Origin of the sequence: Massilia sp. DJPM01 (assembly GCF_030348125.1) — a bacterium.
GTDB lineage: Bacteria > Pseudomonadota > Gammaproteobacteria > Burkholderiales > Burkholderiaceae_D > Telluria_A > Telluria_A frigida.
On record NZ_JAQOZV010000080.1, the window covers coordinates 1 to 26,014 of the forward strand.

Annotated in this window: 23 protein-coding genes and 1 pseudogene; 10 read left to right on the forward strand and 14 right to left on the reverse strand. The window is 61.4% G+C overall.

The window, feature by feature from the left end; genetic code table 11:
* On the forward strand, positions 1-448 hold a 448-nt coding region (locus tag PO883_RS31250; protein WP_289313237.1), incomplete at its 5' end, for a hypothetical protein.
* Positions 449-510: 62 nt separating this feature from the next.
* On the opposite strand, the gene PO883_RS31255 is transcribed toward PO883_RS31250, so the two are convergent.
* The 8 genes and pseudogenes from PO883_RS31255 to PO883_RS35280 form a co-directional block, all read right to left on the reverse strand.
* Positions 511-1,215, reverse strand: coding sequence for an Imm26 family immunity protein (locus PO883_RS31255; protein WP_289313238.1), 705 nt, complete (start codon positions 1,213-1,215; stop codon positions 511-513).
* A gap of 42 nt (positions 1,216-1,257) precedes the next feature.
* Complete coding sequence (locus PO883_RS31260) at positions 1,258-1,959, reverse strand: Imm26 family immunity protein (protein ID WP_289313239.1); 702 nt, start codon at positions 1,957-1,959, stop codon at positions 1,258-1,260.
* Positions 1,960-2,119: 160 nt separating this feature from the next.
* Positions 2,120-2,821: an Imm26 family immunity protein gene (locus PO883_RS31265; protein ID WP_289313240.1), complete on the reverse strand. Its 702-nt coding sequence runs from the start codon at positions 2,819-2,821 to the stop codon at positions 2,120-2,122.
* A 44-nt stretch (positions 2,822-2,865) separates the two neighbouring features.
* Positions 2,866-7,149, reverse strand: coding sequence for an RHS repeat-associated core domain-containing protein (locus PO883_RS31270; RefSeq protein WP_289313241.1), 4,284 nt, complete (start codon positions 7,147-7,149; stop codon positions 2,866-2,868).
* A gap of 20 nt (positions 7,150-7,169) precedes the next feature.
* Positions 7,170-7,673: a DUF1795 domain-containing protein gene (locus tag PO883_RS31275; RefSeq protein ID WP_289313242.1), complete on the reverse strand. Its 504-nt coding sequence runs from the start codon at positions 7,671-7,673 to the stop codon at positions 7,170-7,172.
* 62 nt (positions 7,674-7,735) lie between these two features.
* Positions 7,736-8,542 (reverse strand): ankyrin repeat domain-containing protein, encoded by an 807-nt coding sequence (locus PO883_RS31280; protein WP_289313243.1) that lies wholly within the window; start codon positions 8,540-8,542, stop codon positions 7,736-7,738.
* Positions 8,543-8,928: 386 nt separating this feature from the next.
* Entirely contained in the window at positions 8,929-9,879 is a 951-nt protein-coding gene (locus PO883_RS31285) for a S9 family peptidase (protein WP_289313244.1), read from the reverse strand.
* A gap of 206 nt (positions 9,880-10,085) precedes the next feature.
* A pseudogene (locus PO883_RS35280) lies at positions 10,086-11,677 on the reverse strand (glycoside hydrolase).
* A 220-nt stretch (positions 11,678-11,897) separates the two neighbouring features.
* Here PO883_RS35280 and PO883_RS31305 point away from each other — a divergent pair.
* A complete protein-coding gene (locus tag PO883_RS31305; RefSeq protein ID WP_289313247.1) occupies positions 11,898-12,020 on the forward strand; it encodes a hypothetical protein in 123 nt (40 codons plus the stop codon).
* A 73-nt stretch (positions 12,021-12,093) separates the two neighbouring features.
* Entirely contained in the window at positions 12,094-12,900 is an 807-nt protein-coding gene (locus PO883_RS31310) for an SDR family oxidoreductase (RefSeq protein ID WP_289313248.1), read from the forward strand.
* Here PO883_RS31310 and PO883_RS31315 read toward each other — a convergent pair.
* From PO883_RS31315 to PO883_RS31330, 4 genes are all read right to left on the reverse strand, one after another.
* Positions 12,816-13,916, reverse strand: coding sequence for an ABC transporter substrate-binding protein (locus tag PO883_RS31315; RefSeq protein WP_289313249.1), 1,101 nt, complete (start codon positions 13,914-13,916; stop codon positions 12,816-12,818). The two genes, PO883_RS31310 and PO883_RS31315, sit on opposite strands and share 85 nt — an antisense overlap.
* 288 nt (positions 13,917-14,204) lie before the next feature.
* Positions 14,205-15,275: a hypothetical protein gene (locus PO883_RS31320; RefSeq protein ID WP_308606667.1), complete on the reverse strand. Its 1,071-nt coding sequence runs from the start codon at positions 15,273-15,275 to the stop codon at positions 14,205-14,207.
* Positions 15,276-15,492: 217 nt separating this feature from the next.
* Positions 15,493-15,888: a hypothetical protein gene (locus PO883_RS31325; protein WP_289313250.1), complete on the reverse strand. Its 396-nt coding sequence runs from the start codon at positions 15,886-15,888 to the stop codon at positions 15,493-15,495.
* A gap of 49 nt (positions 15,889-15,937) precedes the next feature.
* Positions 15,938-16,600 carry a hypothetical protein gene (locus PO883_RS31330; protein WP_289313251.1) on the reverse strand — a complete coding sequence of 221 codons (663 nt, stop codon included), beginning with the start codon at positions 16,598-16,600 and terminating at the stop codon, positions 15,938-15,940.
* A gap of 389 nt (positions 16,601-16,989) precedes the next feature.
* On the opposite strand from PO883_RS31330, the gene PO883_RS31335 reads away from it, so the two are divergent.
* The 4 genes from PO883_RS31335 (at position 16,990) to PO883_RS31350 (ending at position 21,684) form a co-directional block, all read left to right on the forward strand.
* The gene (locus tag PO883_RS31335; protein ID WP_289313252.1) at positions 16,990-17,706 is read left to right on the forward strand and encodes a 4Fe-4S dicluster domain-containing protein; all 717 of its coding nucleotides are present in this window, start codon (positions 16,990-16,992) and stop codon (positions 17,704-17,706) included.
* 4 nt (positions 17,707-17,710) lie between these two features.
* Complete coding sequence (locus PO883_RS31340; RefSeq protein WP_289313253.1) at positions 17,711-20,338, forward strand: molybdopterin-dependent oxidoreductase; 2,628 nt, start codon at positions 17,711-17,713, stop codon at positions 20,336-20,338.
* Between the two features lie 160 nt (positions 20,339-20,498).
* Positions 20,499-20,744, forward strand: coding sequence for a hypothetical protein (locus tag PO883_RS31345; RefSeq protein ID WP_289313254.1), 246 nt, complete (start codon positions 20,499-20,501; stop codon positions 20,742-20,744).
* Positions 20,745-20,748: 4 nt separating this feature from the next.
* On the forward strand, positions 20,749-21,684 hold the full coding sequence (locus tag PO883_RS31350) for a hypothetical protein (RefSeq protein ID WP_289313255.1): 936 nt from the start codon (positions 20,749-20,751) through the stop codon (positions 21,682-21,684).
* 296 nt (positions 21,685-21,980) lie between these two features.
* Here the strand turns inward: PO883_RS31350 and PO883_RS31355 are convergent, their stop codons facing one another.
* Both PO883_RS31355 and PO883_RS31360 read right to left on the reverse strand, forming a co-directional pair.
* Positions 21,981-22,202 (reverse strand): hypothetical protein, encoded by a 222-nt coding sequence (locus PO883_RS31355; protein WP_289313256.1) that lies wholly within the window; start codon positions 22,200-22,202, stop codon positions 21,981-21,983.
* A gap of 102 nt (positions 22,203-22,304) precedes the next feature.
* Positions 22,305-23,171 carry a hypothetical protein gene (locus tag PO883_RS31360; RefSeq protein ID WP_289313257.1) on the reverse strand — a complete coding sequence of 289 codons (867 nt, stop codon included), beginning with the start codon at positions 23,169-23,171 and terminating at the stop codon, positions 22,305-22,307.
* 613 nt (positions 23,172-23,784) lie between these two features.
* Between PO883_RS31360 and PO883_RS31365 the strand changes: the two genes are divergently transcribed.
* The 3 genes from PO883_RS31365 (at position 23,785) to PO883_RS31375 (ending at position 25,956) form a co-directional block, all read left to right on the forward strand.
* The gene (locus PO883_RS31365; RefSeq protein WP_289313258.1) at positions 23,785-24,390 is read left to right on the forward strand and encodes a recombinase family protein; all 606 of its coding nucleotides are present in this window, start codon (positions 23,785-23,787) and stop codon (positions 24,388-24,390) included.
* Positions 24,391-24,691: 301 nt separating this feature from the next.
* On the forward strand, positions 24,692-25,348 hold the full coding sequence (locus PO883_RS31370) for a hypothetical protein (RefSeq protein ID WP_289313259.1): 657 nt from the start codon (positions 24,692-24,694) through the stop codon (positions 25,346-25,348).
* Positions 25,349-25,776: 428 nt separating this feature from the next.
* Entirely contained in the window at positions 25,777-25,956 is a 180-nt protein-coding gene (locus PO883_RS31375) for a hypothetical protein (protein ID WP_289313260.1), read from the forward strand.
* The last annotated feature ends 58 nt before the right edge of the window (positions 25,957-26,014 follow it).

Genomic DNA, 26,014 nt, shown 5'->3' on the forward strand with positions numbered 1-26,014 from the left:
CATGATGAAGCTTGGAACCTTGAAGCATGTGGCGGCGGGCGTGTCGCAGTCTTTCGTCGGCCGCAATAACGATGTGGGCGGCTACTGGGCGCTCGGCGAGCTGTACAAGGAGGCGAGCGCGCCTGACTACGCCTTTCTGTTGCAATTGCTCGACGGTGTTGCCATACCGTCTACTCGCGGCGCCTCCCAGGTCGCTAAAAATGACGCGGCGTTTTTGCAGCGCGCGCTGGTCAACAAGGGCATCGCGTTGGCGGAGCTTGCGCAAGCGAGCGTGTACATCCAGTTCAATGCCGACCTACCCGTCGCTGCGCTCCCCGTGCAATGCGGGGGCGACCCTTTCGTTTGCACGGTTACCTTGAGAACGGTGCAGGGCAAGTTGGCGGTGGCGAAGGCGTTCGGGCACTGCCTGCGCAACCGGTGGGGCATGTTCTGCGGTCGAGCGGGATAGTGGCTGCCACCCGCCCTCCGTTGATCTGTTCCGCCGCAGGCGACGGAACATGTGCACGCTATTTAGCTGGTTTGCGCGGTGGAACGTGGCTGGCGAGGTGCTGCTCGAACAGATAATCGTCCAGGCCGACGTAGCGCGGCAGTCCTTCCGCCTCGGCCGGGGTGATTGGTGCCGACTTGCCTTCCATATTCTTCCACATCAGCGTGTTCGGGTTGGAACCATAGACATAACGCAAGGCCTTGTATTTCGGACCCAGCACAAAGTCCGGCGTGTGGCCGATAATGCGCCAGTCGCCAGTCGCCAATCGAACGCATTTCGAGCAGGGAGTAGCTTTCGATGGGCACCGGCGGCACCAGCCAGGTATCGATCTTGGTGTAATCGAAGACCGGCTGTTCGGCGAAATAATCGAAGATTTCGGCAAACGCACCGACCGAGGCGGCGGCGACCACGCGGCCAAATCCGAAGCGGCCGTCTTCCAGCCGGTATGCAAAAATATCGCCTGGCGTCACCTTGTGCTTCGTTGGCCGCTTGGCGGTTTTCAGGGCAACCTGCTTGACTTCCAGTTCGTCGACGCCGTCGAGGATGGCACTGTCGACGTTGACTTTGAACGCCAGATTCAGGGCGTATTCAAGTTCCTGAAGGGTCGGCTTGCGCGACAAATCTTCCTGGTATTCGCGGCTGAAATCGCGCAGGAAATGCCGGACCGAGTCCAGTACGGCATCGCCAACGGTTACTTCCGGGTTGTCCGGTGCACTCCACCATCCCATCAATCTCTTCCTATTCAGAAGCTGCGCGTTTGGCGTATGGACTCATTTGTCCTTCGCGCGTGGCGGGACATGACTGACGATGAATTCGTTAAAGGTGAAATCGTCATAGGAAGAGTATTCCTGCAAGCCTTCGGCTTCAGCAGCGCTGATTGGCGCCTTTTTTCCATAAATATCGATCGCCATTAGCGTGTTCGGGGTGGAACCGTACCGATAACGCAGCGAGTTGAACTTCGGCCCGGGCACGAAATCTGGCGTGTGGCCAATAGTGCGCCAATCGCCAATCGAGCGCGTCTCCAGCAGCGCATAGCTTTCAATCGGTACCGGCGGTACAAGCCATTTATCGAGCTTGCTGTAGTCAAATATTGGTTGATCGGAGAAATAGTCAAAGATTTCAGCAAATGCGCCGACTGATGCAAGGCTGACGACGCGGCCAAACCCGAAACGACCGTCCTCCAGCCGGTATGCAAAAATATCGCCTGGCGTCACTTTATGTTTTTTCGGTCGTTTGGCGGTTTTCAGCACGACCTGTTTGATCTCCAGTTCGTCAAAGCCGTCGAGGATGTCACTGTCGACGTTGACTTTGAACGCCAGATTCAGGGCGTATTCAAGTTCCTGAAGGGTCGGTTTTCGCGACAAATTTTCCTGGTATTCGCGGCTGAAATCGCGCAGGAAATGCCGGACCGAGTCCAGTACGGCATCGCCAACGGTTACTTCCGGGTTGTCCGGTGCACTCCACCATCCCATCGATTTCTTTCTATGCAAAGGCGACACAAGTCACATCTTCAGACTCGTTTTTCGCCTGCGGTTACGTGCATAGTCTCCAGCACGCGCTACCGCCCATGACTCCCTTATGCGCGAGCTCATCCCGCGAGCGCGCGTTGGCCTGATAGTTGAGTGCGGGCGCTTACTTGGTGTTTTTCAAAGGAGGAACATGAGGTGCAACCAATTTGCGGAATCTTAAATCATCGTATGCGCAGTACTCCGGTAATCCTTTTGCATCAGCGGCGCTGATCGGTTCTTTTTTGCCAAATACATCGGTAGCCACAAGCGTGTTGGGCGAGGAACCATATACGTAGCGCAGCGAATTGAACTGCGAACCTGGCGCAAAACCAGGCGTATGTCCAATGATGCGCCAATCGCCCATTGAGCGAACTTCAAGCAGGGAATAACTTTCGATTGGTACAGGTGGGACCAGCCACTTATCCAGCTTTGAATAATCAAAGACGGGCTGATCGGCAAAGTAATCGAAAATTTCGGCGAAGGCGCCTAGCGACGCATCGCTGATGATGCGACCGAATCCAAAACGGCCATCCTCCAATTTGTAGGCGAAGATATCGCCGGGCGTGACTTTTTGTTTTTTTGGCCGTTTAGCTGTCTTGAGCACTACTTGCTTGATTTCCAGTTCATCGAAACCGTCCAGAATATCGCTGTCGACGTTGACCCTAAACGCCAGATTCAGCGCATATTCAAGTTCCTGTAGCGTCGGTTTGCGCGACAAGTCTTCCTGGTACTCGCGGCTGAAATCACGCAGAAAATGTCGTACCGAGTCCAGCACGGCATCGCCTACGGTTACTTCCGGATTGTCCGGTGCACTCCACCATCCCATTTCACGCACTCCTTTTCGGTAAATGTTGCTACATCGCTAGCTGTTTAGCAGCCGCCGCTCCCCTTGCTGCCGCCACCACTGTCAGTGCTGCCAAGTCGTGCTTTCTCGGCTTTATATTCGGCTTCAAAATACGCTTGCCGAGTCCGATCCCGGGTTAAATTGTCGTGATCGAACGAGGCAATTTTGTTCCCGCGCTGGTCATAGTTGACCGCGTCTTTCAGCTCAAACCCGACTGTTCCGGTTTTAGTTCCCTTGACCTCGATGTTCGCCTGCTCAATACCGCGTGCCTTACCATAAGTAACATCTTCAACGATCGGTTTCATCGTTGCCGTGTCCGTCATCCGCCCCGACTCGCGATGCTCGCCAGCACGCCGCTTGAGGTCGTCAGTTATCCCAACATAGTAGGGTTTAGTCGCGCCGGGAGCCCATAGTTCATAGACGTGGTATCCCGGAGCAGTCTCATGAATCCACCCCAGCGGATCCATCCACCCGCTCGGATTGGGCGCGTAGGCATACAAGTTCGCGCCGCCATCGAGCCCGATCGGGTCCTGGCTGATGTAGCGTCCCACATCCGGATCATAATACCGGAACGTGTTGTAGTGCAGCCCTGTTCCGTGGTCTTCGTACTGACCCGGAAAGCGCAGCGGCTGGTCGATGCGCGCCACCAGGGCCGCGTCCTCGCCTTCATCGACCTTGCCCCAGGCCTTGTACTTGCCGGCCCAGGCAATCTCGCCGGCGTCGTCGGTCACTTCGAGCGGCGCGCCCACCAGGTCGGTATGGAAGTGGAACACGCGCGTGCCCTGCCGGGCATTGTCGATCGCCGCCGCCGCCATCGCCCCGCCGATCACCGCATCGATGCGCGCCAGCGGCGTGTAGGCCGCGTCCGGGCTGTACACATAGCTGCTCACGCCACGCTCGCGCACTTCCTGCGCCATGCGCAAGCCTTGCCAGACGAAGCGCTTGCGCTCCGCTTGCGTGATGCCGCGCGTGTCGGTGCGGGTCTCGGTGCTGGCGATGCGCCGGCCCAGCGGGTCGTAGTCGAAGCGCATTTCCACCAGCCCGCGCAAGGATTCGGTGCTGACCTTGATCAGGCGGTCCTCGGCGTCGAAGGTGAACCGCTGCACCTGGTGCGCGCCCTTGCGCTTGGTCGCCACATTGCCCCAGGCATCGTAGTCGAAGCGGATATCCTGCCACATGCGCAGGCGGTTTCCTTCCACCTGGCCGCGGCTCCTGGCGCCGATGTCGTCCAGCAGATTGCCGGCCGCGTCCCACGCGAATTGTTCCTGGCGCTGCTCGGCGCTGCGCGTTTCGCGTTGCAGCTGGCCGGCCGGATCGTACTGGAAGTCGATGCTGCCGCGCAGATTGTCGCGCTGTTCGGCCAGTTCGCCGGCCGGGGTGTAGCGGTAATTGCGCCACAGGCGGCCCTGTTCCTGGCCCACGCTGTCGGCATGCAGGCCGCTCGCCTGCCAGGCGCGCCGTCCGAGCGCGTCGTAGCCCATGCGCTGGGTCAGGCGGCCCTGGGTGCGCTGCACTTCGCGGTGCAGGTCGTCGCGCTCGAAGTCGCTGATGACGTGCTGCTCGCTGCGGATCTGGTGCACATGGCCGGCGCCGTAGGTGAGCGTGTCGATGCGCTGCCCGTGCGGCAGGTTCAGCGTGGTCAGGTTATCGAGTTCGTCGAATGCGTAGCCGACCGCGCCCTCGGCGCCGTGTTCGGCCACCAGGCGGCCGGCGTCGTCATAGTCGAAGTTGACCGTGCTGGCCAGCACGCCCAGCGCGGCGCCGGCATCGGTCGGCACGCGCGCGCCGCCCAGCAGGCGGTCTTGCTGGTCCCAGGCATAGCGGGTGGTGGCGCTGTCGGTCAGGCGCGCCAGCAGGCGTCCCATCTTGTCGCGCTCGAAGCGGGTGCTGCGGCGCGGCCGTTCGGCTTGCGCCGGCAGCGGTGCACCGATCTTTTCGATCTCCACCAGGCTGCCCGCCGCGTCGTAGCGCAGCAGGCGCTCCATGCCGTCGGGCCGGATTTCGCGCGCGAGGCGGTCGGCGCTGTCGTATTCGAAGCGGTAATGGGCGTCGCTGCCGGCTTCCATCGCCACCACGCGGCCCTTCACATCGTAGCGATAGCGCAGGCGGCGCTGCGCCGGGTCGATCGCCTCCAGCACCTGGCCGCGCGCATTGCGCACCCATTGGTTGACGCGCTCGGCGCCATGGCGGCGCTCGACCAGGTGGCCGGCCGCGTTGTACTCGAACGCTTCGACGCTGCCGTCGGGCAGGGTGACCCGCACCGGTTCGCCGCTGCGCATGCGCTCGATGCGGGTGCGCTGGCCCATCGGATCGATCGCTTCGGCCAGCAGGCCGTCGGCATCGTACGCGTACTGCGTGGTCTTGCCGGAACAGTCGGTGTAGGAGGTGAGCAGGCCGCGCCGGTTCCAGGCCAGGAACTTGCGCCCGCCGCGCGCATCGATGCGCAGCACCGGGTAGGGGCTCAGGCCGGGCGGGTATTCCTGGCGCGCTTCGCGGCCCAGCGGGTCGGTGCTCGACAGCAGGCGGCCCAGGTAATCGTAATGCGCGCTCCAGCGCTTGCCATCGGCCGTGGTCAGCTGGCTCACGCGCAGGCTGTTGCCGTCGTAGGCGGTGTGCGTCACGCGCCCGAGCGGGTCGGTCTCGGCGACGATGCGGCCGCTCTGGTCGTATTCGAAGGCGATGGTGCGCTCGCCCGGCAGCTCGATCAGGAGCGGCTGGCCGGCCGCGTTGTAGTGCATGCGGTAGCTGCCGCCATCGAGATCGGTGCAGGCGACGATCTGGAAGTTCTCGTCGTAGACCCAGTGCGCGCTGCGTCCCAGTTCGTCGGTGGCCCAGCTCTGGCGTCCCGCCACGTCGTAGCGAAATTCGGTGTGTTCGCCTTCGCTGGAGCGGCAGGCCACCACCCGCGGCTGGCCTTCGACCTCGGCCCAGGTGTAGCTCGATACCAGGCCGAGCGCCGTGGTGTGGCTGGTCATCAGGCCGTCGGCCCAGGTGAACTGGCGCGACAGGTCGCCATTGGCATCGGTGACCGAGAGCAGCTGGCCGGCACCGTCGTAGCCGTAGCGCACCAGCGCGCCAAGCGTGCCGCCCTCGGTGCATTCGACCATCGTCAGGCGCGCCGGCAGGGCGCTGTAGTGCAGGCGCAGTTGCTGGCCGCCGCTGGAGCGGATCGTTTCGACCCGGCCGGCGTCGTCGCGCTGGTAGCTGATCCACTGGGCGCTGCGGTCCTCGACCCGGCGCAGCCAGGCGATGTTGTCGCTGGCCAGGTCGAGGTGGCCGAAGTCGAAGTAGGTTTCGTTGAGGGTGTACAGGATGTACTGGCCGTCGGCGCTGCACGCCAGGTAGCATTGTTCGGATTCGCTGAAGGCCGTGTGCCCGGGCTGCACCAGCGGGAAGCCGGTTTCACGGCCCTGGCCGTCGCTGTACCAGATCTTGCCGTCGCGCTGCTGCAGGCGCAGGTCCCAGGGCAGTACCCAGCCCCGGCCCAAGCTGCCTTCCCAGGTCAGGTTGCTGGCGTAAAAGCGCGCGCCGGCCAGGGGCAGGGGGCTTTGCACGACAAAGTCGATTTCATCCTGCGCCAGCAGGATCTTGCGGCCGGTGGCCACCTCCACCGGTTTGCCGAACAAGCCGCCCATGACGCGGCTGACGACCGGCGAGATGACATAGCGTCCCACCGCTTCGCCGATGATGAAGCCGCCAATGAACTTGGCCGCGCACGGCAGCAGCGCCTTCGACAGCCCGCCGGCCGCCTTGACCAGCCCCGCCAGGCCGCCCACCAGGCCGGCCAGCGCGAAGGCCCAGTCGACCGTGGTGCGCAGCCAGGCCGGGACTTCGTCGGCCACTTCCTTGTAACGCACGGTGCCGCCGCCGATGAACACATTGTCCGAGCCGCCGTCGATCTTGGCGCCGCAGACGATGGCGTCGCTCTTGCGCGCCGCCGGCAGGCTGTTGATGAAGACGTTGCCGGAGCCGTCGGCCACCACCGGCGCCGGCGGGTGCATGCTGCAGGCGACGGTGCTGACGGTGGCGTAGGCCGATGCCAGGCTGTTGGCGAACACGTTCATCGAGCCGGTGGCGATGACCCCGGCGGGCGACGAGAACATCTTGCCGATGCTCTCGCTGAGCGAAAGGATGGCGCTCGCCCCCACGCCGGCCGCCAGGCCCGCCAGCAGGGCCACGCCGAAGCCGCAGGTGAAGGTGGCAAAGGCGACCGCGGCGATGAGCGCGATGCCGATGATCGCGCCGACCAGAAAACCGGCCAGTGCGCTGGTGTGGGAAATGGGGTCGGTAATGCGGGCGGCTTCGAACATGGCGGCGTCCCGTTGGGTTTTTACGCGTCGGTTGAGCTAAGGTCCCCGCCGGTGCTGGCGGGCGGTGCAAAACTGTCGAGCCAATTGCGCCACAGGGTGTCAAAACGCTCGTCGAACGGGCGCGCGGTGGCGGCGGTGAGGATCAGCGCGCGTTTCGGTCCGATCAAAAAAGCGGCCTGGCGCTGGCGTATCGTCTGGGGCCCGTTCTTGTACTGCGCGTCGATCCGTTCGCCCAGCAGGTCCGGCTGGTGCGCGCCAAGGCGCTCTTGCGTGCGCTCCAGCAGCTTGTGGCCGGCCAGGCGCGCCTTGAGCAGGCCAAGCTGGCGGTCGACATAGGTGGCGAGGGTTTCGCCTTCGGCCAGCCAGTCGCGCGCGATGCTCAGGTTGGGCTGGTTTTGCAGGTCGGCCGGTACGAAGATATTGGTGCTGTTGTCCTGGTAGCCTGGGGGTAGGCCGATGCTGCCTTCGTGGATGCCGACCCGGGGTGCCGGGTCCGTGCTGTTTGCTGCGGTATTGTCGCTCATGTGCTGGTTCCGTTTTCTGAGAAAAAAGTGATTGGCAATGGGGGCGTCGGCAGGGACTGGCCCTACTTGGTCGAGTAGCGCGGCGGCGCGGCGTTATCGGCGCAGTGCGGCGGACGCTGGCCGATGCAGCGCTCCAGCATGGCGACAATGGCGGGCAGGGCGCGCCGGCGCGCGATGGCCAGCGCGTTCTCGCCGCGCGCATTGCGCAGGGCCGGGTCGGCGCCCTGGTCGACCAGGAACGCGGTCAGGTCATGGTTGCCGGCTTCGATGGCCAGCATCAGCGGGGTGTTCGCTTGCGGCCCGGCCAGGTCGATCGCGGCGCCTCCCTTGAGCATCATGTCGGCCAGCGCGGTTTGCGCGCGCGCGTCCGCCGTGTGGACGCTGTTGGCCAGCAGGTGCAGGCCGCTATTGCCATGGTCGTCGCGCTGGCGCGCATCGGCGCCGCGTTCGAGCAGGGCGCTCGCGGCCGGCCAGCGGCTGCTGGCCAGCGCCGCGTGCAGGGCGCTGCCACCTTGGGCGCCACGCGGCGCATCGAGCACCGCGCCGGCCTGGTGCAGCATGTGGAGGGCATCCACATCGCCGCTGGCCGCCGCCGCGATCAGCGGCGTGATGCCGGCATGGCAGGAATTCGGATTGTCACCGGCATCCAGGATTTTTTTCAGCGCCGCGTGGCGCTCCTTGCCGAGGGCGCCAAAGATGCGTGGCGCGCGGGCCGGCGGCCGGTCGGCGGCCTGGCGTTTGTCGGCGCTGTCGTCGCTGGCGGGACAGCGCTGGAGCGCCGATGGCTGGTTGGGCAACGGCGCTGCCCAGGCCAGTGGCAAACCCGGCACGCAGGCAGCCAGCACGGCGGCACGGAGAGCTTTATTCATTTCCGGGCAACGAACAGGGTTTTTTTGGCATGCATGGCGATGGCGTTTTCCAGGTCGGCAAGCGATTTGATCTTGCTCGATATATGTTAAATATAAAAAAAACAAGATGATTCTAGCAAATCATGTCGTCGCAGACAATTCATACCGTACTTTCCGGCTCATCAGCATGCTTGCTGCCCTCAAGCACACGCGTGAGCACATCGTCAGGCAGGGCGCGCTTCCGGTCTCAGTTTGACGGCAGGATCGCCCTTGCAGCAGGTTGACCAGTTCCGTGCTCAACACCCCCAGTGGCCATTGAATTGATTGGTGGCATGGCCGATGCGCTGGCCTGCCATGAGCAGATCTGGCGCCTGGTCACGAGGGCCGCGTTGCCCGCGTGGCGCTGCCTAGCGCGGCGCCATTTGCGCAGGGGATAGCGTGATATTGGTGGCCGGCCCGGAGTCGAGGAGAATTTTCTGCGCGATCTGCCTGTTGGCCGGAGCCAGCACGTTGAAGTGATCGGCGCCGTGTACCGGAATGAAGCGGATATGCTGGTTGCGCGTGGCGCTGCGCATGGCCAGCAGCGAGTCGATATTGCCTCCGGCGCCTTCGATCACGAATACCGGCGAGCGCACCGATTCGAGCCAGCGTCCGGGCGAACGCAGCGCCGCTTCGCGCGGATTGGCCGGATTGAAGCCGGTGAAGCGTCCGCCATAGCCATCGATGTCTTCAACCGGGCCAAAGGCAAAGACTGCGCGAAAGCGCGTCGAGATCTCGGCCGTGAGCAGCGCCAGGGTGCCGCCGGTACTGTGCCCGCCGAGGTAAATCCGGTCGGGATCGACGTACGCTTGCCTGGCCAGGTAGCTTGCGGCGGCCAGCACATCGTCGACTTCGCCGAGGAAGCCTTCGCGCACGCCGGGATTGTCGTTGCCGCCGCGCAGAGACGGGAACATCATGACGATGCCCGCCTTGCGATAGGCGCTCGCGGTCTGGTCGTTGCTGTCCGGCCCTGGTTGCCACAGCGCGTCGATGCTGTTGGAGTCGCCGCCGGTGATCCAGATGATGGCCGGATGCTGTTTGCCGTCGCGCGGGTCGGGCGTCAGATACGCGCCGAGTTGGCCGGGAGCGGCATCGTAGCTCACCAGCTTGAAGACCTCGGCCGGCGGCGCCGGGATGGGCGGCTGCGCGGGCATTTTGCGCACCAGCGTGGTCCGGAATCCCTTGCGCGCGTCGGCAAGGTCGCCGCTCTCGGCGGCTTTGGCCGGACGGACGGGCTGGGACTGCGCAGCGGCGTGCAGCTGGACGCCAAAAGCAGCCGACAGGGCCAGCATCAGCGCGGGTAAACGGGGAAAATTCATGGGGAGTCCTTTGGTGACGCCACGCTGGCGCCGACATGCATGGCGGATAGGTTCGCGGCGGGGAATAGCGTACGCGCTCGAAGCGCTGCGTGGACTGCGGATGCTAAGGGCACCCGTGTTCTGCGGCGCAGCAACCTTTGCAATATAGAAAAACTCTGAAGGCCTGGCAAGCGTTTTAGTGCGAAGCGTGTGGGATGGGCAGGGTTTCAGTGCAAAGTGCGGCGTGCGGGCGCTTTGTCGGCACTGAGCTCCAGCAGGACCACATCGTTTTCGCGCAGAGGCAGTTGCATGCTGAAGCGGCCATCGGCACCCACGCGCACCGTTCTTTGCTCGTCCGGCTTGCCGCTGGCGAGCGATGCCAGGGCAGCGACCTGGCTTTTGCCCAGCTGTTTCGGCGAGCCCATGCCGATGTAGGCGGTAAACGCATCGTTGCGCTTGTAGCCGACCGTGGAGAGCGTCACCTGGTAGTTGCCGGCTTTCAGTCCGCGCATGGTGACGGCGACCTGGCCTTTGTCCCTGGGTGGCAGGTCCTTGATGAAATACTGCTGGTTATTGACGCCTTCCGGAAGCGTGTGTGTGTAATCCCACAGCAGCAGCTGGACCTTGCCCTGTTTGCCGGTGGTGGCGAACGATTGGCTGTCGCTGTTTTTCAGCGCGGCCGGGGCCAGCCGGTTGAGGAACTGGTAGGCAAAATAGGCGGGCTTCTTGATTCCCTGGGTATTCATCAGGCCAAAGCCGCCGTGAAAGGCTTCCATGCGCGGCCCGGCTTCTTCAAAAATATCGGTGAACACCCAGTACGACATCGATTGCGCCGCGCCGCCGACCTGCTTGAGCTTTTGCCGGATGTACGCAGCCTGGTGGTAGCTGTCGTGCGTGGGGTCGGCCGGCGTGTACGACGAACTCCATTCGGTGTAATGCAGTTCCAGTCCCGGCATGGCCGATGCCGCGATTTGCTGGCGATTCCTGAGCACGTCGGCGCTGACCGCATCGCCATCCTTGCTGAGCACCGTGCCGGTGGTGCCGTATTCGTCCAGGAAGCCTTGATTGACACCGTAAGTGTGGGTGCTGACGAAATCGAGCGGAACCGCATTGCTGGCGCAGTAAGCCATCATTTCCGGTATCCATGCGGCGCCGGCGGTGGCGGGGCCGCCCACCTTGTAATTGGCGCCCACACGCTGATCGCGCGCGCGGCATGGCTGTAGAGCTTGAAGTAGTCGTCCTGCGACCCGGCCCAGAAGCCGTCCAGGTTCGGTTCGTTCCACACTTCAAAGTACCAGCTGGCCACTTCGCGCGCGCCGTAGCGCTCGGTGAAATGTTCGGTCAGAGCGCTGATCAGGCGTTCCCAGGCGGCATAGTCTTTAGGCGGTGTCACGTTGCCGCGCCATCAGAAAACGGTTTTGTCGCCGCTGGCCATCTGCGACGGCATGAAGCCCAGTTCGACGAAGGGTTTGACGCCGATGCCCAGCAGGTAATCGTAGAGCGCGTCGACGTACTGGAAGTTGTATTGTTCCTTGCCTTGCGCGTCGACCCGGTACACGGCCATGTCGTCGGAGAGCAGGCCGTGCATGCGGATATATTTGAAACCCGCATCGCGCTTGACGTGGGCCAGCTGCTGCTGCCAGTCGGCGCGCAATCCTTCGTTGGCGCGGCCGGCGCCGATGGAAAAATTGAAAGCCGGGTCGAAACGGCCTGCGATGGCCTTGGTATCGATGTCGATCACGCGCGTTTGTGCCTGGCTTGCCAGCGGCAAGGCCAGCATGGCACTGAGCAGGGCAATGCCGGTCTTCTTTGGACTCATGTGTCGCTCTCCGCGCAAGCAAGGATCAAGGTGTCCTGCATTCTGGAAGAGGGGCGCTGGCGCCGCAATCGTGAAAACTGCGTTTGCGCGTTATGAAATCCGCCAGCGGCAGCCGCCAGGCATCGATGCCCGGACCGCATGAGGGCGGCAATTGGCACAGCGTGGGCACCCGGCGCCGCGCATTTCCGGTGTTGGCGTGCGCCGGAAATGAAAACGATATATGATGATGATCATGCAGGCGAAATCGCACAAAGTCACGGCCCCTAGCCACTTCGCCTTCTGCTTCGCCACGCTAAAGCAGTTTTCGTCGATTGCCGATGAGTTTGTTCGGCAGTTTTTTTGAATGTTAATATGATGATCGTCATATTGTGTGCCCTGGCGTCGCATCCCGCGCCGCTCAACAAAAAGGAAATACCATGTCAAGCACTTCCCGAAAAATCGCAGTGGTGACCGGCGCTTCGTCGGGCATCGGCGCCATCTACGCCGACCGCCTGGCACAACGCGGCTATGACCTGGTCCTGGTGGCCCGCCGCGCGGATCGCCTGCGTGCGCTGGCGGCCACGATTGCGGCCGCGCATGGCGTGCAGGTCGAGCCGCTGAGCGCCGACCTGGGCACCGAAGCGGGGCAGGAGAGCGTTGCCCACTTGCTCGCCACCAACCCGGCGATCAGCGTGCTGGTCAATAACGCCGGCGTTGCGCGCTTGACGCCGATTGAAGGCAGCAGCGTTGCCGATCTGTCCTCCCAGGTCGCGCTGAACATCACGGCGCTGGCCCGGCTGACGCACGCGGCCCTGCCCGGTTTCAAGCTGCGCAATGAGGGAACGATCATCAACATCGCGTCCGTGCTGGGGCTGCACTCGCTGGCCATCAGTTCGGTCTACAGCGGGACCAAGGCATTCGTGGTGGCATTCACTCGCGGCCTGGAGCAAGAGCTGGCCGGCACCGGCATCAAGGTCCAGGCAGTGCTGCCGGCGGCCACCGCCACCGAGCTGTGGGACCCGTCCGGCGTTCCCTTGTCGGCGCTGGCGCCGGAGACCGTCATGCAGGCCGATGCCATGGTCGACGCCGCCCTGTTCGCGCTCGACCAGGGCGAGCGCCTGACCATGCCGTCGGTGGCGGAAGCGGATTTGATCGAACGCTACGAGGCGGCCCGGGTCGCCCTGTTCGGCGCCTCGCAAACCGGCACCGTCGCGCCGCGCTTGCGCCGCCCGGCCTCGCACTGATCTCCGCGCTGGCCTGAAGGATGCCGGTCCGTGGCGGGCCAAGGGATGATCGCGGCGGGATGGTGATCGACATCGGGTTCGACCGGGAGGCCCGCTTGCCGGCGCTGCGCTTTTTTTCCGGCCAGGGGATTGAACCAGAGTTCGGTGCGCGACAGCGGCGTTTCCGGCGTCAGGCGCGGATTGGGCAGCCGGATGACGCGCCGCTGCTTCATCGCCGCGCGGGCGATGATGTCGCCTTTGTATTGCTGGAACAGGGCGTTGAGCGTGCCGTCGCGGATCATCATTTCCATGCCCGCCTCGATGCGCTGCGCCAGCAGCATGCCTTGCGCGTCGCGCCGCAGAAAGAAATAGCGGGGCAGCGGATAATGCAGCAGCAGTGTCGGTTCGATCGCGATCTGGCGGTATTGATCGCGGCGTTCATCGAATTCGCGCAGGGCTTCGTCGGCGGAGCGCGAGAAAAAATCGAAGCGTCCCGCCTCCAGCATGGCGAACAGGCCAGCGTAGTTGCTGCCCTCGACCACGCTGATGCCCGCGCTTTGCAAGACCGCGATGTCGGCCCAGCCCTGGCCCAGGCCGGCGCGCAGCGGGCGCAGGTCGGCCACCGTTTTCACTTGCGCAAAACGGGAGCGCTCGGCCTGGCGGATCAGCAGCAGGCGGTAGCCGAGCAGGCCGCGGTCGACCGGCAGCCGGACCGGCAGGAATTGTTTTTCCAGTTCAGGCGAGCTGGCGCGCACGAACACATTGATGCGGCCGGATGCCATCGACATTTCCTGGACGATGCGGGACGGCGACATCGCCACCGGCGACTGGCGCTGCCCGAATGCGCCGAAGCCGGGCGCGGTCTTTTCCATCGCCGCGCGCAGCACCGCCCAGTCGTAGTCGTAGCGGCTGTCGATGCCATCGCTGGAGAGCGGATAGGTCAGCTCGGTGGCGGCCCGGGCAGGGCAGGCGAGCGCCAGCGATGCCACCAGCATGCGGCAAACGCCCGGCAAGCGATTGGTGATCGTGCGCATCATGGGTTGGGTTGGTCTGGCGAAACAATGAGTGTGCCATGCCGGCGCGTGCGCGGCCAAGTGTGGCGAGCGCCACTGGTGCGATAACAACGGATTGCCAACGCCCGGGGGCCTGGAACGGCGTGTCAGGCGCGCCGCCCTCTCGTCAGGGCAACAGTTTGCGCGTGCCCGCCGTGCTGATGCCGTCCACGTGCCTGCATGCTGGCGCAATCTTGGTAATGTCGTCAGCCGGGACCCCTGAACGCTCGAACGCCGTCGTCGCATGGCGCTGATGGCGCACCCGTGCGTTTTTCAGGCTAACTGGCGTTTCAGCACCTGCCCGACGAACTCACCGCCCCGGCTTGCCGCAATCAAGGCCTGCACATCCGCCTTGACCACGCTCTCATCGACGCCCGCAGCGCCGGCCGCCGCCATCATGGCCGCGTACGCGTCCAGGACGTCGATACCCGTGATGTCATAGCCCCATCCATTGGCGATGCCGCGCAGCGCGGTCATGCCTGCCGCCATCGCAAACGCCGGCCGCTCGGCCGCGAAGTCCCTGGCGGCGCGTGTGAGCGTGCGCGGGTCTGACGGGCTGCGGTTGGCCAGTTCAATGGCCAGCTCGAAGAAGCCGGTATCCTTGGCTGCGGCAAACCATTTGCCCTCCTGGCCCGGCTGGCTCGCAACCAGGTCACGCAAGACGGTCTCCTTTGGCTTGCCCGGGTATTTCTTGACGATCGCCTTGAAGGTGGCCAGATTGGTTGTTGCGTACGTCGCGTCGATCGCGTAGCGCGCATATGCCTCATCCGCCAACCCGGACTCCAGCAACACACCCTCGCAGAACGCGGCAACGGCCGTCAGCGGCGCGTTCAGTCCCTTCGCGTCTTCGGCATAGCGGATGGCCTCCACGCCCTTGCCAGCTGCAGCCAGGGCCTTGGCGCCCCACACTCTGTTGTGCCACGACTTGTACTGGTACTCGGACTTCTCGATCAAGGCGAGCAGTTCATCGTGGCGGCCTGCCGCGAACAGCGCGCCCAGGCACGCCGGCGTGCCCTTGAAGTAGCCAAACTCGCCCGTGCGCGCAGAGTGGTCCCACAGTGCCGTCAACGTCGGCGACAGATGGTCAGCCCAGCTGGATGCAATTTCCGGCGACGCGCACAGCTCGCCCCAGAACTCCACGAGGTATTCAAGGTAGGGCATGTCGTCTTCCTGGACCGCCTCCCAGAGCCGGTCGAGCCATTTCCCGCGCGCCGCACGGCTGACGTCCGCCTTGGCGATGATCGGTACCAGGGTCTCGATGGCGCGATTGACGGCCGAGCCGATGCGGCCTGAGCTGCTGTCAACCTGTTCGATGGCCGGCGCCAGCTTCTCCAGGAACAGCACGGCGCCTTCGGCCGCCAGCAGAGGCTCCTTCCTGGCCAGCGCCTTGATTTCGGCGAGCGCTTCCTTGATGCGTTGGATCGGGGTGTCTGATTTCTATCCGAACGCGTTGCGGCGGAAACGTGAGGAGAACTGAAATTTGTATGCTGTAGCCATTGGTCGAAACTTGCCTGTGAAGTTGTCTTGTATATTCGTCTTGCGAGAATAGAATATAAACGATTTACTTTATTTTATGCCCGACGATGCCATCGACTTTCCTTGGAGCGGTGAGCAGCTCCACGATGTCCCTGAACACCTTCTCCAGGCTCTTGTTCCCGAGTGAGTTGGTCGGATACGCTGGGCGGCCGGGTCCTTTCTGGCTGTTGTAGAGCGTAATGATCGCCGCCTTGGTCCAGCGCTTCTTGAATGTGAGGGGCGAGAAGACCATATGCTCCGGAAACAGGGAGAACGCTTCGACGCTCGCGTCGATGACGTCGCGTGGCGCCATGTCTGCGAAAGTGATGGTTGCCAGCTGCTTTTCGCACGCTGCCCACGACTTGGCGCCAATCAGTCCGCTGCCGGTGTCGATGACGATGGGGAAACGGGGCTTTCGAAACAAAAAATTCATTGCGGCCATGGGATTTTCGGAGGGGCTGTTGTGAAGAGTTGGACGGGGTAGGAGAACGTCAGGTCACGAGCATGTCCAGCGCAATACCTTGCGCATCGTTGGCGACGTTGCGCGCGACTTCGACATACCATGAGCGGTCGCAGATCACAAAATCCGCAATCGCTCGTTCCACTGTCGGCGCGAATTCCTCTGGCGACGAGGCCTTGGCCAAGCACCTGAAATACGCTGGTAGCGCGGCACGCCAATCGACCCCGACGTCCAACGAGCTGCCATCGTTGGCAAAGAACAGTACGTCATCGTTGCCTTTGTCGATGTGGCTGAGCAGCCCAAAGAGGAGTTCGAAGCTGGCGCCTGCTTCCGAAGGCGCTTCCCGGTCGGCAGCGCGGATGCACTGATGCAGCAGTCGGTGGCATTCGGCGATGAAAGCATCCGTGCCTGCGGACTGTTCCTGCCTGCCGCGGTTGTTGATCTCGACGGTTTCGTAGTAATTCCCAGCCATGGCGGCATCGTAAAATGCCCGCACGTCCTGTGGCAGCGATACCGGTGCATTGCCCGATTCGGAGGAGCGTGCCGTGAGCCGCACAACATCGTTCAGTAAGGTACTCAGTTGCGCCGCCGGCACCAGTTCGACGGCGCGTTCGGCAATAATCAAGAGACTGCCGCGGTCGAGGGCGCGCAGCTCGGCGCGCACCGCAGTGAAGTCAATCGGATGTTCGGTCATGCTGGTATTTCCTTCAAATCGGTTGGCCAAGGCGTGCACATGGATATCGGCGCTCTTTGATGCAACATATCAGCACGGATTTTACTTGATTGCGATTGCGCTCTTGCCGGTAAATTCGCGTGCTGGCGTGGCGTGGCGCTGACGACGGCCATGTTCGCCGGCGCCGTGGTGCTCTCGCCGATTTGGGGGATTCTGCTTGGGAACGGTAAAGTGGCTGTCCATTGACATACATACGATGACGAGTTTTTACATACCAATGAATCATCGTGCCTGGTCGTCTTTTATCTGGCCGGTTGCCGACCTGCGGCTGACATCAGACAGCAGCGCATGCTCATGGCTGGGCGTAGGCTGTTGTGGTTAAATGAGGCACTTACCCGATTGGAATGAAGATGACCGCACATACCGCAACCGCTTCCAAATGGGGCATGGCGCTTGACCTGGAACGCTGCATCGGATGCCACGCCTGCTCCGTCGCTTGCAAAGTCGAAAATTCAGTTCCACTCGGAAATTTTCGCACCAAGGTGTATTACTACGACTTCACTGCCATCAATCCCTTCAACAAGAAGGAAACAATGAAGCGGGCTTTTTTGCCGACCTTGTGCATGCAGTGCGAGGATGCGCCCTGCCTCGCCGCCTGCGAGCAGGACGCGATCACGCGCGACCTTGATGGCATTGTGCGCATCAACGACGACAAGTGCGACGGCGATCGCTCCTGCATCAAAGCCTGCCCTTACGGCGCGATCCACCAGGATCCGGTGACCAAACTGGCCGACAAATGCGACTTCTGCTTGCACCGGCTGGAAGCGGACCTGCTGCCCGCCTGCGTTGAAGTGTGTCCGGCCGATGTATTCGCCTTCGGCGACCTGAACGATCCGGCCAGCCGCATCAACGCGTTCAACCAGCGCCACGGCAAGGAACTGTCGGTGCTCAAGCCCGAAGAGAAGACCAGGCCCGCCGTCAAATACCGCGGCATCGGCACGGTCGCCCCGCGCGCGATGGAAAAGAAAATTCCCAAGGGCCACAATCACGATCCGTTCTCGTACGAAGTCGACACCTGGAGCCAGTTGCAATCGACCTTTGCCCGTGCCCCTGTGAAGAAAGGCTGAACACATGGACCGCAGATCATTCATCAGGAACGGCATCGGATCGATGGCCACGCTCGGCGTGGGCGAGCTTATTCTCCTTAATCCGTCGCCCGCGCAGGCCATGGCATACCGGCCGGTGGCGGACGGCAAGCAGCGCAAGATCAAGAACAACTACAGGACGGCCACGCGCGTCACCAGCGTCTGCCTCAATTGTTCCACGGTGTGCGGCATTGAAGGCTTTGTGCAAGATAACAAGGTGATCAAGATCCGTGGCAATCCGCTCGACCCGAATATGGGCAGCCACATGACGTGCGCCAAGGGCCAGTCCGGCCCCAACGTCAACGATTATCCGGAGCGCTTGCTGTACCCCCTCAAGCGCGCCGGCGAGCGTGGTTCGGGCCTGTGGAAGCGCATCACCTGGGAAGAAGCGTACGAAGAGATTGCCCGCCGCATTCGCGCCAGTGTCGATGCCGGCCACCCGGAACGCGTGTGCATCCACCAGGGCCGCTCGCGCATCGAGGCGGAGATCGGCCGCTTCCTCGACGCCATCGGCACCCCGGTATTGCTCAATCACCGCGCGATCTGCTCGTCGAACAAGCGCGCGGCCAATTACGTATCGCTCGGCGAGACGGACTGGGAATCGATCGATGCCGAACGCTGCACATACTTCCTGAACTTCGGCGCCAATTTTTATGAAGCGCATCAGGGCGGGCTGCATTTGGTCTCGCGCGTGGTCAAGGCACGCTACGACCACGGGGCCAAACTGGTCACCTTCGATGTGAGGCTGTCCAACACCGCCGGGCGCAGCGACGAATGGCACCAGCCGTTCCCCGGCACGGAAGGTGCCATTGCGCTGGCGATGGCGCACGTGATCGTGCGCGATAACGAAGTCGATCATGATTTTCTGGACAAATTCGTGCAGCCGGGGCTGGGCACCATCCGCGCCTGGCTGGCGCCGTGTACGCCGACGTGGGCGGAAAAGCTGTCGGGCGTGGCGGCGGCCGACATTACCCGGCTGGCGCTGGAATTCGCGCGCAAGCGGCCGGCGGTGGCCGCGTTCACCAACCGTGGCACCGGCGCGCACTACAACGGGTTTAACGCCGAGCGCGCGGTGGTCATGCTCAATGCCTTGGTAGGGTCGGTTGCGAAGGAGGGCGGCTATTGCTATGGCCTCGATGAAAAGCTGTCGCCGGCACGCTACCCGGCGCCGGAGCCAAGGCCGCCCAAGCCGACCATCCGGACCGACCTGGAAGACCCGCCGGAGTGGCCGCTGGCCAACCGCTGGCAAAAGATGAAGGTCGGCCAGGTCGTATTCGATTTTCTGCGCCAGGGGCGCGCCAAGCTGGACGTCTATCTCAGTTATACCATCGCCGCGCCGATGACCTGGCCGGAAGGGCGCAGCACGACCGTCGAGGTGCTCAAGGATGAAAAGCTGATTCCCTTCCACGCCTGTTCGGACGTGGTGTATTCCGAGATGGCGCACTACGCCGACATGATTTTGCCCGATGCGACCTACCTCGAACGCTGGGGTCTGGACATCCGCAACAACATGGAGCTGCAGCATTTCGTGACCTTGCGCCAGCCGATGGTGAACCCGCCCGGCGCCGCCACCAGCTTTGCCGATGTGCTGTTTGAAATCGGCAAACGGCTCGGTCCCGAGCAGGCCAGGTACTTCAAGTTCGGCAAGCACGAAGACTTCGTGCGGCATCAGTGCTCGCTGCTGCCGACCAAGGGCGCGGACGGGAAGGTATTCAAGGATGGCTTCGACTATATGAAGCACTATGGCGTGTATGTCGACAGCGCGGCGCCCAAGCCGTACGAGGTGTACCGCAAACCGCTCGCCGCGGCGCTGGTGCAAGGCAGCCGGGTGGACGAGAAAACCCGCGTGATCTACAAGGCCGACGGCAAGGGCAAGGAAAAGGCGATCGGGCTGATGGTGGGCGAGCTGCCCGTGCGCGGCTTTACGACGCCGTCGCGCAAGTTCGAAATCTATGCGCCCGAAGTGGCGAAGGTGGCAAGCGAGATTGGCTTGCGTGACGACGGGCTGCCGACTTTTCATCAGGTCCCGTCGCACGTGGGCCTGGCGGCCGATCGCTTGATCCTGACCACGTTCAAATGGAATGTGCACACCCAGGGCAGGACCGCCTCGCAGAAGTACCTGGCCGAGATCGTGCATGACAATCCGATGTGGATCCATGCGGCGACCGCGAAAAAGCTGGGGATCAAGACCGGTGACACGGTGGAGCTGACCACGTATCGGCCGCTCAGCGGCGCGGTGGGGGACAAGGCGTACCGGGGCACGGGCGAGGTATTGGGCTCGGCGACGGTGAAAGCGTTCGTGACCAAGGGCATTCACCCGCGGGTGGTGGCGGTGTCCAACTCGCTGGGCTGGATTACGGGTGGGCGCTCTTGCGAGGGTGAGCGCGGGCGGCGCGTTGAAGTGGCGGCGAAAGGTCTGGCACCGGATGCAGCCCAAGCGTTCGGGCCGGCGCCGGCGGTCGACGACCTGGAGTTCGGCTTATGGTGGGACGAGAAACACGGCGGGCGCGGGAACGGGGTGAATATCAATGCGATTTTGCCGATCAATCCGCAGCCTTTGGTCGGGATGCAGGCATGGTTCGATACGGTTTGTTCGATCCGGAAAGTAGCCTGAAGGCAGTGCAGACGCGCGAATGGCCGAGCAGTGGCGGCGGCCAAACCACCGGCCAAGTCATGCTAGGAGGAACGATTGGCGCTCCGCTATGGATCGTGTCTGGTGCGGGAGGTGGATTGCGATGTCTTGTGTGGTCTTGACAACGGCATGCTCACCCGTGATGAACATCATTCAGAAAGAACTGACTTTGGAAAATGGTGCTCAACGCGCGACCAAGACGCTCTACTGTGCAGAGGGAAGCGTTCATCTGTATTCGAGCGAGCCTTTCATGCTGACGCCGGCCGACCTGTACAAAGTGAAGGAAGATCCAACGCTTCGTGAGCTGGTCAAGAATTGCAATGTGTATATCATTACAAGCCGGCCCCGCATTTTTGATTCGTCCAGGCTCCGTGTCGGTAACCAGTAGCACCTTGTGCGGCGACTTTATCGTCCGCCGCAGTTCGGGAATCGTTAATGTCCCCTTCGAAATGGCCATACTTCCCGAGTGGGGAGCGCTCGCTGCCGACAGTGTGGAGCTTGCTCCTCACGGGACCCATATCGATCTCGTACTGGGGCAGATGCAATTACAGATGCTGGTGCATTTTATTGTCGCCAATGCCCGGTCGGCCCTGAATCATGTCGATACCGATCTTGAGGTACTGTATGTGGGGCAGGGAATCGGACGGTTCCACAAACGCAGTGCACTTGATCGCCTGCTCCTCGGTCACACCACCTTGCAGCGCATCCTGGCGGAAATGAGCACCTTTCATCCGCATTCGGAAATTCTCCTGCTGCTGTACCGTTTTGAACATCGGAAAACCCTTATCAGCACCGGTGGCGACTTGACTGCCGACCCGCTGGCGACCGAAAAAGAGGAGCGCGCCCACCTGAACCGAATGCGCACGGTGTCGCTGACAAGGCATGAAGAGGTAGCACTGGCGGAGGCCGCCTTGATCCGGCACTTTCAGCCGTTTTTCAACATGCAGATCAAACAGAATGACTTTAGCGGACGAAGGAAGCTCCAAATCCTGGATCGCTTGCTGAAGAAGGACATGACCGGGCTGATCGTCGAAATCTGCAGCGCGAAGCATAAGTCGCGCTTGCGGACGGCCGATTGCTGTCCCATTGAATTGCGCGACTTGTTCGCGCCCGAGGTGTTAAACGGCAGCAATATAGAATCGGATGAGATCAAACTGGCATGGCAGCGGGAATTGCACATGATCGCGCATACGCATTACGCCACATTCCCCCTGACAACGCCCGAAGAGCGCGACACCTTCATGCACGGGGTGCGCTGGCATGGCGCGGATCAACGTTCAGGTTTTCCGGGCGGGGCGAGCGGCCACTCATCTCCTGGTAGCGGCTAATGTCGACGGCGCCCGCCGAAGGGGCAGTTAATACAGTATGAAATACAGCCGGCAATGGCCCGCAGTGTGGCGGGCAAATGGGTTCGGGTTGTTGTGCGTGCGTGGGGAGTTGGTCGGGGTGAGAGGATTCGAGAATCACCTCACCCTTATAAATCAATGAGTTAGCTACATTGAGGTGGTACATTTGTAATGCTTTAGTGTAGCAGTTCACCCGGCGTATCCGCAACTTCTAATCGGCGGTTGGAATCCCTGAGCCGGACAACAATGGGCCGCCTCCCACCCCCGCCGCAACGTGCCTAGGCGCGCTTCGGGTCAACGTCCTTAATCGTCCGCTCCAGCGCAGCCAACACATCCCCTTGCATCATCGGATTCGGGCGGATACCGTCTTGGCCTATGATGTTATCCTGCACTGATCGCAGCAGCGCACCCAGCGACACGCCTTTGCGTTGAGCGGCGTACAGCACCGCAGCCAGCGCGTGGTAGTACACGCCAGCCTCGTACTCTTTGTCAGCGGCCATAAGACCCTCCACAAGTGAAACGTTGATAGTAGCACTTTAGCAAGTCACGCAGCGTAGCCATTGCTCAATTAGCCGAGCAATCGCAGGATCTTTACTAAGGAGCTATGCACCCGGCTCCACAGGCGGCGGGGTTACGCGCACCTCCTGCATGATCTTCAATGACACATTGGTAGTGTCTTTGCAGGATGGGCAAGGCACCGTAAGGGTTTCACCGAAGCGTAACTTCTCCGCCCGGCGGGTCGGAATCGGCACTTCTGTACTGCATGTCTTACACTTTACGGTGCTTTCTCTAGCGGAATACGTAATCTCCGCGCCTTCCACATGGATCGTATAGCTTTCGTAACAGTTCGGATTGAAACAACCTACTACTTGATTGTCTTGCAAGAGTTTAACTTTGCGCCGGATCAAGGTTGAACATCTTTCGCACGGGAAGCTGTATTCCATACCAAGGCCACTACTGATAAGGGAGTTTGGCTGGAACTTCTTAAGTTCATCAAGCACCTCAAGAACCTTCTTCCGAATCGCCTCGGCGTCACCGTACTGCGAAAGCTGTCCCTCGCCTTTCGGTACACTAACATGGAGGGCTGTGCTGGCCACACCATTCCATAAGGTATCCATGCGGGAAAACTTGAATCCCACTTGTTGGCCGAGCTTTACATACTCCAGTGCCTCGTATTCCTCTTGAGTCTTAGGCTCCGCCCCCTCTAGGCTAGGAGTTGTGGACACGAACAATTCAAAACTCTTGTCGATCAATTCGTTGGCTTCCTCTGACACCTGCTTTACTACGGCAGCAGGCTTCCACTTTCTTAGGTCAGAAGCGGCAATGTACTTATGCGCGATCATTAGGCGCTCATAGCAGATAGTCTCAATTGTCAATCGGCACTCCAACGCGGCGTATGTCAGGCTCTGAATGGAACCCTCTGCCAGCAGCGATTCAATGACAGTAATTCGTTTGTTAATGTCGATCATGGTCAATCATCCGTGGAGTTCAGGCAGACCGTGAGCTATCAAACACAGGCCTACCTGAAACTGAAACAATTTTGCGCGGGGACTACCGCAGCCCCTGCGCCGGTCAGCGTCCCCCATACGCGGGGGCACCTAATTCGCCCGGACTCTGGCGATCAAAACGGAACATCTGCATCCGATGAAGATGACGCCCCGCCCCGAATACGTATCTCGAATACGTCAGGGTATTTCGGTTCTCCTAGCTGGCGAGGCCAAGCCATGTGGTAAACAACAGCGACGCTCTCCGGCCCGGATTGGTTCTTCGCAATAGCAGTAATAATCCAGCCAGCGGCAAGGAACTTGTTTACCGAGTCCGTCCATTGAAATGCTTCTACGGCGGCGATGTCATGCGCCTCTATGGGCTGTGCGTGGTGGTCAGTAGGCATGATTAAGCTGGCGTTATTGAGGTCGTCCCATTTTAGCAGTGTGCGCTCGGAACATAGCACCACCCGAGTGGAAATCAATCGACCGTATGTTTACCACGCTGGCCGGTAGCTGGAGAGTGGTAAAGAAGTCCTTGTAAACGCATTGATTACCGATTACAATGATTTCCACGTTTGATTACCAATGGAGCATCATGTCCCGCACCTTCCTTTACGCCCGCGTATCCACCGCAGAGCAGACCACAGACAACCAAGTCCTACAGGCCGCAAAGGCGGGCTACACGGTGGAGCCACACCGTGTTCATTCCGAGACCATCAGCGGCACCATACCGGCCATGGAGCGGCCCGTATTCGCCAAGGTCGTCTCCAAGCTGGAATCCGGGGACGTGCTGGTAGTCGCCAAGCTGGACCGACTGGGCCGCAATGCCAGCGACATAGACAGGACCGTGGAGCAGTTACGCACAGCCGGTATCCGGGTCGTTGTGCTGGACCTGCCGGTGATGGAAGTTACCAGCGCTGCCGGTGATCTGGTGCGCCGCATGTTCGCCGCCTTCGCTCAGTTCGAGCGGGATCAGTTGGTGGAGCGGACGCACGCCGGACTGGCACGGGCTAAAGCAGAGGGCAAGGCGCTTGGCCGCAAGGATGCGCTGGCCGTACTGGCGGAGAAGCGGGGCGTGGCACTGACGGAGCTGCGCGAGGAGATACGCCAGAAACTGTCTAACGGGGCCACAGCACGCGGACTGGCGAAGGACTACGGTGTATCCCATCCAACGATCTTGAAGGCAGCGCAGGCAGCATAACGGGTAAATAATTAGCGCGGTCATGCCCAGTGATCTATGATGTGATTCTCGCAATTACTGGGACGTGACTATGCCGACAGGACAATGCCGCCTTTGCCAAGAAGTCTCGGAGCTTCAGTTAAGCCATGTCTTGCCCGCCTTCGTGTTTAGGTGGTTGCGGGAGTCCGGGGGCGGCGGACACTTACGGGCAAGTGACGCACCGAATCGGCGAGTACAGGACGGATTAAAGCATCATTGGCTATGCTCTACCTGCGAGGGAGTGCTAAGCGTTTCCGAAGGCCATTTCGCCAACAGACTGTTCTTGCCCTACGCAAACAATACTGCGGCGCGTGTCAGTTATTCGACATGGCTGATGCACTTTTGCACCTCGGTGTCGTGGCGAGTGCTACGTGCTGCCCTTGAGCGAAACGAGTTTGCGGCGTGGCCTGCCGAAGCAGTGGCCCGTATTCACGTCGCCGACGCAGCATGGCGTGAAGTGCTACTTGGGAAGCGCCCGCATGCTGGGCTTCAACAGCAGCACATGCTGCCCTTGGATCAGATCGAAAGCACTACCGGAGTGGGCCTCGTGCCGAACATCAATCGTTACCTCATGCGTGCGGTGCAGATGGACCTATGCGTTGCCGGTGATACGATCTTCACGTTCGCCAAGCTAGGCAGGTTCATTATTCTCGGCTTTGTCCATGAACCGAAGATGGACCGCTGGAAGGGAACAAAAGTCCACGCGACTGCTGGGTTCATCGAACCACGAAAGTACACGGTTCCCGGCATGCTGGCCCATTATCTGAACGAGAAGGCGGACAAGATGGCGGAAGCACTCCGCAGTATGTCCGACACGCAGCACGCAAAAGTAGATAAGGCTTTCCGCGATAACGTGGATCAGTACATCGACAGTGACGCCTACGATGCAATGGTTGCTGACTTAGAGATGTTCGGGGAGGCGGCCTTCTCAAAGCGTTGATGCGGGCGACGCGAGGTCGAGCAAAAGGTGACATCAATTATGGTCGGTTAAGGAGACACACACGTGTCCTTGCCGAACCGGGCAAGTCAATCAACAGGGAGCGAGGAATCTCGCGGGTTCTGGCCGCACATTAAATAGGTATGTCACTACACGGGCGTCGCGCAAGCGGCGTGTGACAGGCAGCTCTACAATTCATCCGAATTCTCGACCGACGTCCAGGCATTCAATGATTGAGCATCCTCGTGCCAGCAGGTACTTTCATGTATCTGTTCAGGCACGGGGATGCAGATACATTAAACCGATTCTCTCCCTCTGTCAGACCGATAGAACCATTCTAGGAACTATGCAGTCACGAAGCGAAGCGGAGGACTGCCAACAGTGCCAGGACTATTGATAAGACCATCCTATCCACCAGCGAGGACTACAACATGGAACATCATCCCTTAGAACACAATCAGGCCGAGAAGGCATACTTCGAGCAATCGGGTATCAAGGGCTTCAAGGCTACCCGTAGCGCCTACCGCCGCGCTGTTGAAGCGCTCAATGGCGGATTGCCTACATGGGCAGAACGGGCCAAGCGTGGGCGGAAGCCAAGTAAGGCCAGCTGACGTTACAGGCTTAGGATCAGAATCGCCAGTGCAATCATGACGAAGTACAAGCAGTCCG

Coding starts and splice junctions, on each gene's coding strand:
- PO883_RS31285 (WP_289313244.1), bottom strand. CDS start 9,879: ATGAATTTTCCCCGTTTACCCGCGCTGATGCTGGCCCTGTCGGCTGCT.
- PO883_RS31345 (WP_289313254.1), top strand. CDS start 20,499: ATGAACATCATTCAGAAAGAACTGACTTTGGAAAATGGTGCTCAACGC.
- PO883_RS31280 (WP_289313243.1), bottom strand. CDS start 8,542: ATGAATAAAGCTCTCCGTGCCGCCGTGCTGGCTGCCTGCGTGCCGGGT.
- PO883_RS31335 (WP_289313252.1), top strand. CDS start 16,990: ATGACCGCACATACCGCAACCGCTTCCAAATGGGGCATGGCGCTTGAC.
- PO883_RS31325 (WP_289313250.1), bottom strand. CDS start 15,888: ATGGCCGCAATGAATTTTTTGTTTCGAAAGCCCCGTTTCCCCATCGTC.
- PO883_RS31275 (WP_289313242.1), bottom strand. CDS start 7,673: ATGAGCGACAATACCGCAGCAAACAGCACGGACCCGGCACCCCGGGTC.
- PO883_RS31355 (WP_289313256.1), bottom strand. CDS start 22,202: ATGGCCGCTGACAAAGAGTACGAGGCTGGCGTGTACTACCACGCGCTG.
- PO883_RS31255 (WP_289313238.1), bottom strand. CDS start 1,215: ATGGGATGGTGGAGTGCACCGGACAACCCGGAAGTAACCGTTGGCGAT.
- PO883_RS31270 (WP_289313241.1), bottom strand. CDS start 7,149: ATGTTCGAAGCCGCCCGCATTACCGACCCCATTTCCCACACCAGCGCA.
- PO883_RS31340 (WP_289313253.1), top strand. CDS start 17,711: ATGGACCGCAGATCATTCATCAGGAACGGCATCGGATCGATGGCCACG.
- PO883_RS31315 (WP_289313249.1), bottom strand. CDS start 13,916: ATGATGCGCACGATCACCAATCGCTTGCCGGGCGTTTGCCGCATGCTG.
- PO883_RS31260 (WP_289313239.1), bottom strand. CDS start 1,959: ATGGGATGGTGGAGTGCACCGGACAACCCGGAAGTAACCGTTGGCGAT.
- PO883_RS31330 (WP_289313251.1), bottom strand. CDS start 16,600: ATGACCGAACATCCGATTGACTTCACTGCGGTGCGCGCCGAGCTGCGC.
- PO883_RS31375 (WP_289313260.1), top strand. CDS start 25,777: ATGGAACATCATCCCTTAGAACACAATCAGGCCGAGAAGGCATACTTC.
- PO883_RS31310 (WP_289313248.1), top strand. CDS start 12,094: ATGTCAAGCACTTCCCGAAAAATCGCAGTGGTGACCGGCGCTTCGTCG.
- PO883_RS31365 (WP_289313258.1), top strand. CDS start 23,785: ATGTCCCGCACCTTCCTTTACGCCCGCGTATCCACCGCAGAGCAGACC.
- PO883_RS31265 (WP_289313240.1), bottom strand. CDS start 2,821: ATGGGATGGTGGAGTGCACCGGACAATCCGGAAGTAACCGTAGGCGAT.
- PO883_RS31360 (WP_289313257.1), bottom strand. CDS start 23,171: ATGATCGACATTAACAAACGAATTACTGTCATTGAATCGCTGCTGGCA.
- PO883_RS31305 (WP_289313247.1), top strand. CDS start 11,898: ATGATGATGATCATGCAGGCGAAATCGCACAAAGTCACGGCCCCTAGC.